General features: G+C 34.2%; 15 protein-coding genes. 9 read left to right on the top strand and 6 right to left on the bottom strand.

The genetic code is table 11. The annotated features are described in order from the left end of the window. Positions 1 to 3: 3 nt before the first annotated feature. Genes ACEN2F_RS08905 through ACEN2F_RS08895 form a run of 3 tightly spaced genes read right to left on the bottom strand, consistent with a single transcriptional unit; the run spans position 4 to position 3,208 of the window. The gene (locus tag ACEN2F_RS08905) at positions 4 to 1,263 is read right to left on the bottom strand and encodes an NAD(P)/FAD-dependent oxidoreductase (protein ID WP_441738056.1); all 1,260 of its coding nucleotides are present in this window, start codon (positions 1,261 to 1,263) and stop codon (positions 4 to 6) included. A 42-nt stretch (positions 1,264 to 1,305) separates the two neighbouring features. Continuing rightward, a complete protein-coding gene (locus tag ACEN2F_RS08900; protein WP_441738054.1) occupies positions 1,306 to 1,668 on the bottom strand; it encodes a cupin domain-containing protein in 363 nt (120 codons plus the stop codon). 16 nt (positions 1,669 to 1,684) lie between these two features. Then, the gene (locus ACEN2F_RS08895) at positions 1,685 to 3,208 is read right to left on the bottom strand and encodes a helicase HerA-like domain-containing protein (protein WP_441738053.1); all 1,524 of its coding nucleotides are present in this window, start codon (positions 3,206 to 3,208) and stop codon (positions 1,685 to 1,687) included. 372 nt (positions 3,209 to 3,580) lie between these two features. On the opposite strand from ACEN2F_RS08895, the gene ACEN2F_RS08890 reads away from it, so the two are divergent. The 7 genes from ACEN2F_RS08890 (at position 3,581) to ACEN2F_RS08860 (ending at position 10,170) form a co-directional block, all read left to right on the top strand. Further along, on the top strand, positions 3,581 to 4,399 hold the full coding sequence (locus ACEN2F_RS08890; RefSeq protein WP_441738051.1) for a MotA/TolQ/ExbB proton channel family protein: 819 nt from the start codon (positions 3,581 to 3,583) through the stop codon (positions 4,397 to 4,399). Positions 4,400 to 4,438: 39 nt separating this feature from the next. Beyond that, positions 4,439 to 5,050, top strand: coding sequence for an ExbD/TolR family protein (locus tag ACEN2F_RS08885; RefSeq protein WP_441738050.1), 612 nt, complete (start codon positions 4,439 to 4,441; stop codon positions 5,048 to 5,050). A 19-nt stretch (positions 5,051 to 5,069) separates the two neighbouring features. Further along, entirely contained in the window at positions 5,070 to 5,633 is a 564-nt protein-coding gene (locus ACEN2F_RS08880; RefSeq protein ID WP_441738048.1) for an ExbD/TolR family protein, read from the top strand. 39 nt (positions 5,634 to 5,672) lie between these two features. Further along, the gene (locus tag ACEN2F_RS08875; RefSeq protein ID WP_441738046.1) at positions 5,673 to 6,470 is read left to right on the top strand and encodes an energy transducer TonB; all 798 of its coding nucleotides are present in this window, start codon (positions 5,673 to 5,675) and stop codon (positions 6,468 to 6,470) included. A 230-nt stretch (positions 6,471 to 6,700) separates the two neighbouring features. Next, positions 6,701 to 7,627 (top strand): PstS family phosphate ABC transporter substrate-binding protein, encoded by a 927-nt coding sequence (locus ACEN2F_RS08870; protein ID WP_441738044.1) that lies wholly within the window; start codon positions 6,701 to 6,703, stop codon positions 7,625 to 7,627. A gap of 16 nt (positions 7,628 to 7,643) precedes the next feature. After that, a complete protein-coding gene (locus ACEN2F_RS08865; RefSeq protein ID WP_441738042.1) occupies positions 7,644 to 9,317 on the top strand; it encodes a tetratricopeptide repeat protein in 1,674 nt (557 codons plus the stop codon). Between the two features lie 220 nt (positions 9,318 to 9,537). After that, on the top strand, positions 9,538 to 10,170 hold the full coding sequence (locus ACEN2F_RS08860) for a 7-carboxy-7-deazaguanine synthase QueE (protein ID WP_441738040.1): 633 nt from the start codon (positions 9,538 to 9,540) through the stop codon (positions 10,168 to 10,170). 66 nt (positions 10,171 to 10,236) lie between these two features. On the opposite strand, the gene ACEN2F_RS08855 is transcribed toward ACEN2F_RS08860, so the two are convergent. Further along, positions 10,237 to 10,392: a hypothetical protein gene (locus ACEN2F_RS08855; RefSeq protein WP_441738038.1), complete on the bottom strand. Its 156-nt coding sequence runs from the start codon at positions 10,390 to 10,392 to the stop codon at positions 10,237 to 10,239. A 121-nt stretch (positions 10,393 to 10,513) separates the two neighbouring features. After that, the gene (locus ACEN2F_RS08850) at positions 10,514 to 11,230 is read right to left on the bottom strand and encodes a class I SAM-dependent methyltransferase (protein WP_441738036.1); all 717 of its coding nucleotides are present in this window, start codon (positions 11,228 to 11,230) and stop codon (positions 10,514 to 10,516) included. A gap of 73 nt (positions 11,231 to 11,303) precedes the next feature. Between ACEN2F_RS08850 and ACEN2F_RS08845 the strand changes: the two genes are divergently transcribed. Then, entirely contained in the window at positions 11,304 to 11,798 is a 495-nt protein-coding gene (locus tag ACEN2F_RS08845; RefSeq protein WP_441738034.1) for a YkgJ family cysteine cluster protein, read from the top strand. 47 nt (positions 11,799 to 11,845) lie between these two features. Here ACEN2F_RS08845 and ACEN2F_RS08840 read toward each other — a convergent pair whose 3' ends face one another. Further along, entirely contained in the window at positions 11,846 to 13,177 is a 1,332-nt protein-coding gene (locus tag ACEN2F_RS08840; protein WP_441738032.1) for an exo-beta-N-acetylmuramidase NamZ family protein, read from the bottom strand. Between the two features lie 5 nt (positions 13,178 to 13,182). Between ACEN2F_RS08840 and ACEN2F_RS08835 the strand changes: the two genes are divergently transcribed. After that, on the top strand, positions 13,183 to 14,418 hold the full coding sequence (locus ACEN2F_RS08835) for an ABC transporter permease (RefSeq protein WP_441738030.1): 1,236 nt from the start codon (positions 13,183 to 13,185) through the stop codon (positions 14,416 to 14,418). The last annotated feature ends 740 nt before the right edge of the window (positions 14,419 to 15,158 follow it).

Genomic DNA, 15,158 nt, shown 5'->3' with positions numbered 1-15,158 from the left:
GTTTTATTTGTCTTTTGTTGCCGGTTTCAATAATACTCGTAAAGTACTGTCATTGTTGAAATAACTAAACATCCAATTGACAAAAATAGATAGTTTATTTTTGACGCTCAATATCAACATTAAGTGGATAAACATCCAAGTAAACCAAGCTAATCTTCCTTGAAAACTAAACTTTGGCAAATCAACTACTGCCTTCCGTTTTCCTACGGTGGCCATGGAACCCTTATTGTGGTATTCGTATTCAATTTTAGGTTTGTTCTTTAAGCTAAGTTTGAAGTTTGTAGCCAATACTTTTCCTTGCTCAATGGCTACACTAGCTACTTGTGGGTGACCATTTGGATATTTGGGGGTGGTCATGAAAGCAATATCACCTAACGCATATATGTTCTCGAGGTGTTCTATTTTATTGTATCTGTCAACAATATAGCGATTCCCTCTGGTTATGCTTTCTTTAGGAATTCCCTCTAGAGAATTTCCAGTTATTCCAGCGGCCCAAATCACATTTTTAGAGGCAATTGTATCTCCATTTTTCAGCGTAACAGTTGTGCCATTATACGCACTTACTATTGTGTTGGTTTTTACAACAACGCCTAATTCTTCTAAATATTTTTGTGACGTTTTTTGGGATTCTTCGCTCATTGGATTTAATACATTTGGAGATCCTTCGAGCAGATGAATAGTTAGTTTAGAAAAATCTTTATCTGGATAATCCTTTGGCAAAATATTTTTTTTCATTTCGGCCAAAGCACCAGCAAGTTCCACTCCGGTAGGTCCACCTCCAACGATTACAAAAGTCATAAGTGCTTGCAACTCTTCTGGCGAAGCGATCAAGGCATCTTCAAAAGTTTGTAGAATCTGGTTGCGAAGTTGGATCGCCTCCGGCACCGATTTCATGGGAAAAGCAAATTTTTCTATTTCAGCATTTCCAAAATAATTGGTCGTACATCCAAACGCAATGATCAAATGATCGTAATCAAAATCAGCAATTGATGTTTTCACTGTTTTGTGTGCAGAATCTATTTTTAGTACATCAGCAATTCGTATGCGAACATTTTTTGAGTGTTGAAACACTTTTCTTAATGGAAATGAAATGCTCGCAGGTTCTAGCCTTGCTGTTGCTACTTGGTACATCAAAGGTTGAAATTGATGGTAGTTATTTTTGTCAATTAGTAATACATCAAAATCGGTGTTTTCCAAATCCTGAGCCAAGCGTAATCCTGCAAATCCGGCACCAACTATTATAATTTTTTTTTGAACTTTCATACTTTTTTTATTGAAAGTTTAAAGGTACAAATTATAAAATGGTTAGTCTTCTCTATTAACTTTTTCTATAGAAAATGCAGGTTTGCAGATAGCTAAATACTCACAAGGTTCCTCAAAAGGGTTAGAATATTGAACGCGAGTGTTTTTTTCTATTTTTATGGACTGTCCTTCTGAAAGAAGTACAATTTCACCATCAATTATAAATTGCTTTTTGCCTTTAATGATGTAAGTGTACTCATCAAAAGTTGGTGTTTGAAACGGTTCGCTCCACTGTGGCGGGGCAATCATGTGTGCAATTGAAATTTCAGGATTGTTTGTAGCGGCTAATCCATGATGCTCTTCTATTAGTTTTCCGTCGGTGGTAGGAACGATAAAAGGAGAATTTTGAATAAAATATTTTTTCATTTTGTTGTTGTTTGAATTATTTATTTTTAAACATTTTTGTTAAAACTCCAAAAGCACCTCTTATGAAAGTGGCACTAGTTAGGACTTTCATAACTGATTTTCCTATCATGCTGGCTGTGTCCGTTTGTTTTTGATACTCTTTCTCAGTTGTTTTTTCTTGGGTTTGACGTGTAGCTTCTTGTTCTGCAACACTTATTTTTTGATTTAGCATCTCATAGGCACTTTCACGATCAATTAATTCACTGTACTTTTTTACCAATTTTGATGTAGAATTAATTTCCTGAATTTCACTTTCGGTAAGGATGTCCATTCGGCTCATTGGCGCACGCATCATTGTTGCAACAAGTGGCGTTGGGATTCCTTTCTCATTTAATGCGGTGACTAGCGCTTCGCCAATTCCAAGGCTGGTCAAAACTTCATCCGTTTTGTAATAATCGGAACTAGGATAATTGTCAGCCGTTTGTCTAATTGCTTTTCGATCATTGGCCGTAAAGGCTCTTAAAGCATGTTGGATTTTTAAACCTAATTGTGCCAAAATGCCACTTGGGACATCCATTGGATTCTGAGTGATAAAGTAAATTCCAACACCTTTAGAACGAATTAGTTTTACAATAGTTTCTATTTGTTCCAACAAGTTTTTGCTAGCTTCATTAAAAATTAAATGAGCCTCATCGATAAATATAACTAATTCCGGTTGCTCTAAATCTCCTTTTTCAGGCATTTGCTGATAGATTTCGGCGAGTAAGCTTAACATAAATGTTGAAAACAGTTTTGGTTTGTCTTGAATGTCGGTCAATCGCAAGATATTAATGTATCCTTGCCCATTTTCGTCTATCCGCATTAGATCACCAATGTCAAAAGACATTTCACCAAAAAAAAGATCCGCTCCTTGTTGTTCAAGTTCTATTATTTTTCTAAGAATAGTTCCTGTTGTTGCGGTCGAAATTTTACCGTAGTGTTTTTCGATTTCATCTTTTCCCTCTTCAGTTATATAATGTATTACTTTTTTAATGTCCTTTAAATCCAAAAGTGGGATTTTGTTGTCATCACAAAACTTGAAGATTACGGACACAACTCCGCCTTGTGTATCGTTTAGGTTCAGAATTCTAGAAAATAAAACAGGTCCAAATTCAGAAATTGTTGCCCGAAGCCGCACACCATTTTGTTCTGATAAAGTTAGTAACTCAACTGGAAAGCCCGCAGTTGCATAGGGAATGCTAATTTTGGCATGTCGTTCCGTTATAAACGGTTTTTCTTCCCCTTTTTTTGCAATTCCACTAAAATCCCCTTTTATATCCATCATTAGAACAGGAATCCCAAAGGTGGATAATTGTTCTGAAAGGACTTGGATCGTTTTGGTTTTTCCAGTTCCGGTAGCTCCAGCAATTAATCCGTGACGATTTAAAGTTTTTAATGGGATTTTTATGTGCGTATTTGCTACAGCTTTACCGTCTAATATTGCGCCTCCTATAGTAATACTCGCTCCTTTTGAAAGGTAACCATCAGTTACGTGTTTTGTGAACTCTTCTTTCCTAGTCATGATAAGTTTAAATTAAAATTATTAAACGAAGTTATTACTATTGTAAAACATAAAATTATGGTGTATAATGCAGTTTTCCTGCTTTTTTATTGTTAATAACAAAAAAAAATATTTTCAACTACTTTTAAATGGTTGTTGAAATATTATGTTAATTTTTCATAAAAATATAGATTTTTTTTTGTAAAACCAATGATTTGCTGGTAGATTTTGATTTATGTGTAATAAGTGAATTCGTAAATGACAGCTGGAAATAAAATTAATTACAATAAAATTAAAAAAAGTTTTTTTATTTGAACTAAAAATATAAATTTGCTCCACTACAAGTTTATTACAACTAAAATAAATTATTTAAAACTATTAAAATTAAAAAAAATGGCAAACGTTAAAAAAGAAAGCAGTTCAAACGGTGGAGGAATGGTTTCAGGTATCATTATTGTTGCATGCGTATTTGTTGGTATCTTGATCTGGAAATTCATTATGGGTTCTCCTACGAATTTTGAAGGAGGAAATCCTGAAACAGGACACCCATTGAATGCTTTAGGACAGGTGTATCATGGAGGAGCAATTGTTCCAGTATTATTGGGGATGTTATTGATGGTACTTGTTTTTTCTATTGAAAGATATTTTGTAATATCAAAAGCAGCTGGTAAAGGTAACTTAGATACTTTTATGACAAAAATTCAAGCAAGTATTAAATCAGGTGAAATTGAAGAAGCTATTACTTCTTGCGATAAGCAACAAGGTTCAGTAGCAAATGCAATTAAATCTGCGTTAGTAAAATATCAGGAGGTTAAGAAAGAAGGATTCAATAGCGAAGAAGCATCAGAGACTATTCACAAAGAAATAGAAGAAGCTACTTCACTTGAAATGCCAATGTTACAAAAGAACATGACTATTATTTCGTCTTTGGTTTCTTTGGGTACTCTTATTGGTTTATTAGGGACTGTATCAGGTATGATTAAAGCCTTTGGTGCGTTGGCTTCTGCTGGAACACCAGATCAGGCTGCACTTGCAAGTGGTATTTCTGAAGCGCTTATTAACACAGCAACAGGTATTGGAACTTCAGCTGTAGCGATTATCTCTTACAATTTCTTTACTTCAAAAATTGATGATTTAACCTATTCAATTGACGAAGCTGCCGTTTCTATCGTAAATTCTTACAGAAGATTCAGAGGTAGTTTGAAGCAATAATATTAGGTTGATTTTTATATCAAATAAAAAACAAAAAGAATGGCTAAAATAAAAATAAATAAAAATCCAGGGTCTACAGACATGACTGCGATGTGTGACGTTGCATTTCTTTTGCTTACCTTTTTTGTAATGACTTCTACAGCCAAAATTCCGGAAGCATTGCCTGTGGATACTCCTAGTTCAACAGTACAAACTAAATTGCCAGCAACGGATTTAGCTACGTTAACGGTTGGAAAAGGGAAGGTATTCTTCGATTTAAAAGGAAGAGAAGTTAGAATGAGAACGTTAGAATTGATGTCAGAGAAATACAACGTTAATTTTAGTGATGTTGACAAAAAGACTTTCTCTTTGATGGATGATTTTGGTGTGCCTATTCAAAGTTTGAAGCAAATCATTGAGATGAAAGCGTCAGATAGAAGTAAAGCAGGACAGCCAGGTATTCCTACAGATTCACTAGACAATCAGTTGAAAGAGTGGGTTTACAACGCTCGTAAGGCAAATATTGAAGTTAACGATAAAGAATTGCAAATCGCCATAAAAGGAGATGCAAAAGAAGAGTATCCAGCCATAAGAAAAGTGATGGATATTTTGCAAGAGCAAAAAATCAATAGCTTTAGTTTAGTTACTGGATTAAGAGGAGAAGATTTTTAATTAAAAAACATACACTATAATGGCTGAATTAAATACCGGCGACGGTGGAGGCGGAAAAGGTGGTAAAGTAAGAAGTAAAAAATCAAATGCAAAAGTAGATTTAACTGCTATGGTGGATTTGGCTTTCTTATTGATCACATTTTTCATGTTGACCACGACGTTGTCAAAACCACAATCGATGAGCTTGGGGTTGCCAGACAAGGATCCTAACAAAGATAATGTCGATATGAAAGTTGACGAAAATCGTACGATGACAGTTATGTTAGGTGATAATAATAAGTTAGTTTATTATGTTGGTTTGCTTGCTACACCAATAGCTGGACCGAAAGATCTTGCTTATGGAAAAGATGGTATACGTAAAGAATTATTGTCTAGACAAAAATCTGTTTTAGCATATTCTGCAGCAAAAGGGAAGCCTAAAAACGGATTAATTGTAATCATCAAACCAAGTAAAAAATCAAATTATAAAAATTTAATTGACATACTTGATGAAATGGCAATTGTTGGGGTAGGGGATTTTGGTAATTACGCTATCGTTCCTGAGTTTTCTGCTGAAGAACAAAAATTGTTAGAAGGAAAATAAGTCAATGCTTATTCCCCAATAACCTAATAATTAAGAAAAATGAAATTAGACATATTAAAAAACCGATGGCTTGAAATCGTATTCGAAGGACGTAATAAAACTTACGGAGCTTATGAATTAAGAAAGTCAAATAGAAAGACTACTATAAAAGCGCTTATTCTTGGAGCACTATTTTTTAGTTTAGCTGTTGCGGCTCCGCTTATCATAAATTTAATTCCTTCAGGCGAAGAGGAAGAAATAGACAGAGATATAAAAATCACTGCTATAAAATTGCCGCCTAAAAAAGAAGAGCCAATTAAAAACCTTCCACCACCACCGCCACCGCCACCAAAGGTAGACCAAGTTAAGTTTGTCAAACCTGTTGTGGCTAAAGCAGCGGAGGTTACAGAGGAACCACCAAAAATTGTTGAAATTAAAGACAAAAAATTAGGTGCAGTTACTATCAAAGGAGATCCAGATGCAGTACTGACTGTTGAACCAGTAGGAACTGGTACTGCCGCAGTAGTTGAAGAGGTTGATAATCAGATTTACAACACCGCTGGAATTGAAGTTAAACCAGATTTTCCAGGTGGAATTAACAAATTTTACAAATACGTAGGGGATAATTATCAAACACCAGAAGAAGACGGATTGAATGGTAAAGTTTACGTAACCTTTGTTGTTGAAAAGGATGGTAGTCTAACTGATATCAAAGTGATAAGAGACATTGGTTATGGCACAGGTAAAGAGGCCATTCGTGTATTGAAAAAGTCACCGCGATGGAGTCCTGGAGAACAAAACGGTAAAAAAGTCAGAGTACTTTATTCTTTACCAATTACAATCCAAACAGCAAATTAATGTTAAAGAGCATACTAATTAGCATACAGAAAAAATCGCTCAAAGAGCGATTTTTTCTCGTTTTAGGAATTTTGTTTTTTTTAGTTTATCTTATTTTAGGTTTATTTATTATCTTTATGAAAGAATTTCCAATCAGGATGGACATCCAATACAGAATTGGATTTGGTGTAATCCTTATTGTATATTCGTTTTTTAGATTCATTAGACTTATTAATAGTAACAACTAGATTATGAAAAAATTAAGTATATTTCCGTATGTTGTTTTTCTTTCCTTATTTGCAGTAGTTTTTGCTTGCAAAGATGCCGATGGGTCCAAGAGCAAGAAAGACACTATTTTGAAAGGCGCAACAGTTATTCTTGTTGATGAGACATTGGAGCCTGTGATTGAGGATCAGATTGCAGTTTTTGAAAGTGTTTACCCAGCCAAAATAACTATGAAAGCCAAATCTGAAAAAGAGGTCATTCGTTCGCTGATAAATGATACGTTGAGTATAGCGATCTTGTCCAGAAAATTAACCGTTTTGGAAAATAAGATTTTTGAGGAGAAAAAAATTATCCCAAAAGTTACGCCTTTCGCTACGGACGGGATTGCATTAATATCAAATGGAAAAAGTAGGGATACATTAATAGCTTTAACGGATGTACTTGACTTGATGAAAGGCAAATCACAGACTACGATAAAGGGGTTGGTTTTTGACAATCCCAATTCTAGTACAGTGCGTTTCATGAATGAGCTTGCAGGCATTTTGCAACTTCCTGAAAAGGGCGTATTTTCTTTTAAAACAAATGAAGAAGTTATCAAATACGTCGCAGAAAATGAAGGTATGATTGGTGTGGTTGGTGTAAATTGGCTATATCAACCATCTGGAAATATGAAGGAGATTGTAAAAAAAGTTAACGTTCTAAGTGTGAAAAGTGAGGCAGGAAAGGAATTTTATGCACCAACACAAAATAATATAGCAGAAGGAAAGTATCCTTTGGCACGTGATTTGTTTATAATTAATTGTCAAGGATCTTCTGGATTAGGAATGGGGTTTGCTTCTTTTATAGCAGGCGAAAGAGGGCAGCGGATAATTCTTAAATCTGGATTACTACCTGTTAGAACACCAAGTAGATTGATTCAGATAAGAACAAAAACAAAAAATAATAAAAATTAAATTAACTATAATGAAAATGAATAAATTAAAAACTTTTAGTGTTGTATTAGTAGCTTCGGCTTTTAGTGCTCAAGCTCAAGATTTAGATCAAGCAAAAAAGGCGATCGATGCAGAACAGTTTGAAAGTGCCAAATCAATTTTAAAATCAATCATAAAAAATAAGCCTTCTGAAGGAGCTGCTTATTTTACTTTGGGAAATGTATATTTAACGCAAAATGTTGATGATTCAGCAAAGGTTTATTTTCAAAATGGACTTTCAGCTTCTGATGATGCTAATTTGAATTATATTGGTTTAGGTCAACTTGATTTAGATAAGAAAGATGTTGCTGCCGCTGAAGCAAAATTCGTCTTAGCGACTAATGACATGAGAAGAAAAGATTTTGAGGAGTATGTGTATCAAGCAAGAGCTTATATGAATGCTGATAATCCTGACTACAAAAAAGCAATTGCTGTTTTGACTCGTGCGGCGATTAAAAATGGGGATGATGCTCAATTGCAACTTTCCTTGGGGGATGCTTACTACGGTGATGGGAAGCAAAATGAAGCTTATGTTGCGTATAGAAGTGCTTTTCAAGCCGATAATTCGTTACTAAGAGCAAAAATGCAGTTAGGTGTTTTATTAAAAGGAGCAAAATCCTATGATGAGGCCTTAAAAGCGTATGATGAAGTTATTGCTTTAAATCCGAATTATGGTCCGGTATATAGAGAATTAGCCGAGACGTATTATAAAATTGCTCGTAACAAACCTTCTCAAGCTCCAGAAAATTATAAAAAAGCAATGGGATATTATGACAAATATATGTCATTAACAGATTATTCTATTAATTCTAGAATGCGTCGTGCCGATTTTCTTATTTTAATAGAAGATTATGCAGCTCTTGAAGCAGAAGCTAACAAAATGACAGAATTGGATAAAGTCAATCCAAGAATATATCGTTATCTAGGATATGCGGCTTATGAAAACGGTAATGTTGACTTAGCTTTGAAATCATTAGAAGGTTTTATCAATACACCAACAAATAAAGTAATTGCAAAAGATCATTTGTATTTGGCTTTGACTAAAATCAAAAAAGGAACAAGCGCTGATGGATTAGCGATTGACTCTTTAGCTTTTGTATCAGGAATGAAGAGCTTAAAAACTGCAATTGAAATGGAACCTTTAGCTGTTCAAGATTTGAGTGATGTAGCTAAGAAGCTTTTTTCTCAAAAATTGTACAAAGAAGCTGCAGCGATATTTGAATTTGGAGCAAAATCACCAGAATCAACAAATTTCCTTGATGACAATGTTTATTATGGTTTAGCTAATTATTACGCTAATATTAACAAAGCTGAAGGTGAAAAAGTTGATGCCATTGCTTTGCAAAATGCAGATGCAGCTTTTGATAAAATTTTAGTTGCTTCTCCTTCTTACTTAGAAGCGTATTTGTACAAGGCAAGAAACAATAGGTTACGTGAAAGAGATGACTTAATGGTTAAGAATTATGAAGATTATGTTTCTAAAACAATGGAATTAGGAGCTGAAGAAATGGCAAAACCTGCAGTAAAAGCAAAAATTATTGAATGTTACAATAATATAGCGGCTAGCTATGCTAATACTGACAAACTTAAAGCTATTGAATTTTTCAAGAAAACGCTTACTTTGGATCCTGCTAACAATTATGCAACGGAATCAATAAAGATTTTAAAATAATATAGTTTTGTTTTATATCAAAAACCGATGGTCTCTTGGCCATCGGTTTTTTTGTTATATACGTTTAGATTTTTATTTAGAAACAAGGGTCTAATATATGTCGCTATTCAGTGAAATGGGATTTCTACTAGTTAATCGCGTTGAAAGTTTATCATTTTAGTCTGCGTTTTCAAATCTAGTCCTTTTCTAATTAGCTATCTTTGCACTTTAAAATTAAATAATGTTATCAAAAGAAATACAACTAGAAGTTAATAAAGGCGCTATGTTGCCATTGATGGAGGAGTTCTACACGATTCAAGGAGAAGGTTTTCATACAGGCACAGCAGCCTATTTCATTAGAATAGGCGGTTGTGATGTAGGTTGTCACTGGTGTGATGTCAAAGAAAGTTGGAATGCGGAATTACATCCTCCTACAAGTATTGACCAAATTGTTTCTAATGCAAGCAAATTTTCAGAAACTGTTGTTGTTACCGGAGGTGAACCTTTGATGTGGGATATGTCCTTGCTAACGCAAAAGTTAAAAGAAAATAATAGAAAAGTGCATATTGAAACTTCAGGCGCGTATCCACTTACCGGGGATTGGGATTGGATTTGTTTGTCCCCAAAAAAAAATAAATTACCAACACAAACGGTTTACGATAATGCTCAAGAGTTAAAAGTAATTATTTACAATAAACATGACTTTGTTTTTGCCGAAGAGCAGGCTGAAAAAGTAAATGGTAAAGCAATTTTATTTCTTCAGCCTGAATGGAGTAAAAATGAAGAAATGACACCACTTATTGTAGAGTATGTAATGAATAATCCTAAATGGCGAATTTCTTTGCAGACCCATAAATATTTGAATATTCCATAGAAAAATGCCAAATACTGTTTGTATTTGGCATTTTAAATATTTCAAAAAGAGAGTGTAAGCGTCCCACTACCAACCATTTTTCTTTTTTAATTCCGTAATATGTTCTATATGATGGCTTCCATGCCAAGCATAAGTTCCTTTTATTTCCTTAATTACAAATTGCTTGTTATCTTCAGGATGAATAAAAGTTTTATCTAAATCTGATTTAGATAAACTATTCATTAAATATGCCAAGCGAAATTGTAAACCTTCCAAAAAAGGAATACTAAATTTTTGGTCGACAAATTTTCAGAAAAAATAACGTAATTTTTAATGTTGAGTTTTCCAAATTATCGTGTTCCTTTTAAATCGAAAGCTTCGCTAAATAATCATAATGTTCCCCTTCAAGAATTAATTCGCTTTGTAATCCATTGGCGAAAGCCGCATTTTGTAAAGTGTTATAATCCATGTATAGCCAAGGAAATTCGTCTTCTTTTTCATTTTTATAACGTATCGTAAAAGTCAATTCGCCGTAATATCCTTTACCTGGAATCCATTTTCCACCATCTTCATCATTATCAAACATATAAATAATATCCGAAGAATCAATTAAAATTTGTCCGTTCGGATTAAGTAAAGTTCGTAGTTTTTGTAAAAATTTAGTCGTTTCGTTCAGAGTTCCAAAAATACCGGTTCCGTTCATCAATAATAAAATGGTGTCAAATTTATTTTCAGGATTATTAGAGTCCATGTCAAGAATATTTTGAACTTGAACATTTATTAATCCGCGAAGTTTGCAGGCCTCCACTGCATTCTGAGAAATGTCAATCGAGTAAACATTCAGATTTCTTTCGTTTTGTAAACACAAACTATGACTTCCAGCGCCACAACCTACATCGAGAACTTTTCCTTTAGCAAGTTGTAAAGCTTTCTGTTCTAGTTTTGGCATTTCGCCGTAGGAACGAAATAAATACTCAACACTCATTTCGTCCTCGTCAGAAATTGAGGTTTCTGTAATTAAATCTTCCGGAGAATTATTCGTTTGAAAATCAAGTATGGCTTTGCCAAAAAGGTCTTTCATCTTTTTTGTTTAAAGTTTAAGGTTTCAGGATTCAAGTTTGTTACTTTTGTGATTCCAACTTTAAATTTTAAACTTGAAACATATTTTAAACAATCTTCCTAAAGAAGCCAAAGATAAGCATATCGAAAATAAAAAGTATTTTGATAAGCTGAAAAAGAAGACGCCAAAGAATTTAGATTATGTGATGCAGGATTTGCATGATGCCGAATTCAAGAAAACGGATTGTTTAACGTGTGCCAATTGTTGTAAAACCACTGGTCCATTATTCACGGATGCGGATATTGAGCGTGTTTCAAAGTATTTACGACAAAAGCCTCAACAGTTTATCGAGCAATATCTTCGTATTGACGAAGACAAAGATTACGTATTGCAAAGCGTCCCGTGTACTTTTCTTGATAATGAAAATGTATGTATGATTTATGATGTTCGTCCAAAAGCGTGTAGAGAATTCCCTCATACGGATAGAAAAAAGTTCCAACAAATCTCAGACCTAACTTTAAAGAACGTGGCTATTTGTCCCGCAGCATTTAACATTGTTGAAGAAATGAAGAAAAAATTGCCTCTTTAAAATTTTCCATCCACTTCCCTCTATTTCGGAGAGGGCTGGGGTGAGGACTAATATATCAAATAGTTCGATCTCATTTCATTAAACTCAACCAAGCCTTTCTTCCAACTTTCTCTTATTTCTGTTTCCGAAGTTCCATTTTCTATTTGCTGTTGTAAAATTTTTGTTCCTGCGAGCTTTGTAAAAAAAGGATTGAAGAATTTGGATTGGTCAGCAGTAGTTTCATAGGCTTTAATTAACCATTTTAATTCCAGTCGATTTACCTTTGTAACTGCAGATAAATCTTCTCCGTAACATGCTGTCCCATTGTAAACGGGATTTTGTGCGCCAAAATTTGGTTTTGGAATAAAACTAAAATTACTTTTCGGTAAATAAGGAGAGCCATAAATTTGAAATTGCTTTTCAGTTCCTCTTCCCACGCTTACATTTGTACCTTCAAAAAGGCATAAGCTGGCATATAGATTCACAGCTTGATCATTTGGCAGATTCGGTGATGGTTTTACAGGTATGCTATATTCCATTTTTCGATTGTAATAAATACATGGAATTACTGTCAATTTGCATTGTATACCATTTTTCAGCCAATGCTCTCCATTGATCATTTTTGCATATTCACCAATTGTCATTCCATGTAGCAAAGGAATTGGGTGCATGCCCACAAAACTGGTAAATTCTGGCTCAAGAATTGGACCGTCAACAATACTTCCATTCGGATTTGGTCGGTCAAGGAGTAAAAGCGGAATGTTATTTTCGGCACAGGCTTCCATTATATAATGTAACGAAGAAATGTACGTATAAAATCGAGCGCCTACATCCTGTAAATCAAAAACCATGATGTCGATTCCTGCGAGTTGTTGTGGTTTTGGTTTTTTATTGTCACCATAAAGGGAAATAATTGGCAGTCCTGTTTTAGAATCTTTTCCATCAACCACATGTTCCCCCGCATCAGCAGTTCCTCGAAAACCGTGTTCCGGGGCAAATATTTTCTGGATGGCAATGTTTTTTTCTAATAGAAAATCGACTACATGCGTTTGAGACTTTTTATAATCAAATATATTTTTTCCATATTCAATATTTATAACTACTCCTGATTGATTGGTTACGATACCAATTTTTTTGTCTTTTAATACTGATAAATAGGCTTCTGAATTATCTGCACCCGTTTTGCTACTCAATGTAAAGTTTGATTCGTATTTTAATAACTCCTGATTGGAATACACTGCAGTTGCAATGGTGTCGCGGGACCAATCCCAATTCGATTCTTTTTTCTTGCTCAAAGAAGTGGAACAAGCCGTTGATAAAACGATCAAAACCAATAATAAAAACGTATTTTTGACACTAGCAAAAGCAAAAAAGCGAAGTAGAACAAAATTAGATACCATATAAATTGAATTTAGAATATTTTATAGCCAAACGTCTCATTACTGCTAAAGATTATAAAAGTAGCATTTCTGCTCCAATTATAAAAATTGCTATTTCAGCAATTGCTATTGGTATGATTATGATGATTATTTCAGTAGCGACTGGAATTGGACTGCAACAAAAAATCCGAGAGAAAGTTGCTGCTTTCAACGGACATATCATTATCTCGAATTATGATAATAATCAATCCGAAGTTACTTTAGTTCCAATTTCTAAAAAGCAGGATTTTTATCCAAAGTTTACCTCAGTTTCGGGAGTGGATCATATTCAAGCCATTGCCAGTAAAGCAGGAATTATTAGAACTGAAACTGCTTTTGAAGGAATTATTTTTAAAGGAGTGGGGACTGATTATAAGTGGGACAATATAAAGGAGTACCTAGTTTCAGGGAAACTACCTGATTTTTCAAAAAATGTTAGTCAAGAAGTAGTAATATCTCAATTCCTGGCCAATCGATTAAATTTGAAGGTAGGAGATTTATTCAATACGTTCTTCATCAAAGAAAGTCAAAATAAGTTGCCTAACATTCGAAGATTTAAAATTACCGGAATTTTCAATTCTGGTTTTCAAGAATTTGATGCGACCTACATAATTGGAGATATACGTCATATGCAGCGGATCAATAAATGGACCTCGGATCAAGTAGGAGCTTTTGAGGTTTTTGTCAGTGATTTTAATGCTATAGAATCAACTGGAGAGCAGGTGTACGCACAAACAGCATCAACATTAGATAGTAAAACCATCATCGAGAAATATAGTTACATATTTGAGTGGCTACAACTGTTTGATTTCAATATCGTCATTATATTAGTTGTCATGATACTTGTGGCTACAATCAATATGGTAGTCGCTTTATTAGTGCTGATTCTCGAGCGAACTCAAATGATTGGAATTTTAAAAGCAATAGGAGCCAATAATTGGTTGGTTAGAAAAATATTTCTCTATAATGCGTTTTATCTCATAGTGCGTGGACTCTTCTGGGGAAATCTAATAGGAATTACATTATTATTAATCCAGCAACAATTTGGCGTAATCCAACTTCCACCTGAAAACTATTACGTGAACCAAGCACCTGTTTATTTAAATTGGGGATATATACTTTTATTAAATCTACTTACTGTGACCGTTTGTTTTCTTGTATTATTAATTCCATCCTACATAATAACTAAAATTTCACCGGTCAAAGCCATTCGTTTCGATTAGATTTTCATTAGTGCGTTCCCGTTTATAAAAAAGAGAGGCGATTATCAGAAAAGGTAATGGCCTCTCTTTTTTATAAACGGTCGGGCTATACGCTACAAGTCCTCGAAAAGTTGCGTTTCACTTCACTTTCCTGCGGGCTTTTCGCTGCTATCCCTAACGCGAACCACGGTACCCAGAGCATATTGTTGTTTCTACGAACGGTATATTACTTATATCAAGTAGGAATTAGAAAAGCATTGGCTTACTATATATACGACAAGGGATGAAATGTTTTATCTGGTTTGACTTTTTTGTTTTTATGATAGAAGGCGATAACTTTTTACGATGGTAAATGCAATTGGATGACAAAAAAAGCAACAAAGATTGAATTTCGAAAGCTTTAATAAATAAAGAAGGGTAGCTGACATGGTCCAATCATACTGAAATAGGGGATTTTGACTTAAAATTGTATTGATCGGCATGTAGATTGCTGTTTATTGTAAAAAACTTAGCGCTTCAAGAATCATGTTTCCAGCGACTTAAAGAGAAAGTCATGAAAAGGTTAAATAAAAGTAAAAAAAAAGCTTGTAAAAGCGAATAAACGCAGTAGTTTTGCACCCGCAATAGGGCATACGTTCATTAAAATGCTGGCAAGTCATAGAAATCGAAAAGGGAATTTATTTTCTAAAAAAAGATTAAAAAAAGCTTGTGAGATTATAAAACGGATGTTATCTTTGCACCCCGCAAAACGCGCAAAGTTC

Source organism: Flavobacterium sp. W20_MBD1_R3 (assembly GCF_052119725.1).
GTDB lineage: Bacteria > Bacteroidota > Bacteroidia > Flavobacteriales > Flavobacteriaceae > Flavobacterium.
This window is presented reverse-complemented; position numbering and strand designations above follow the sequence as displayed.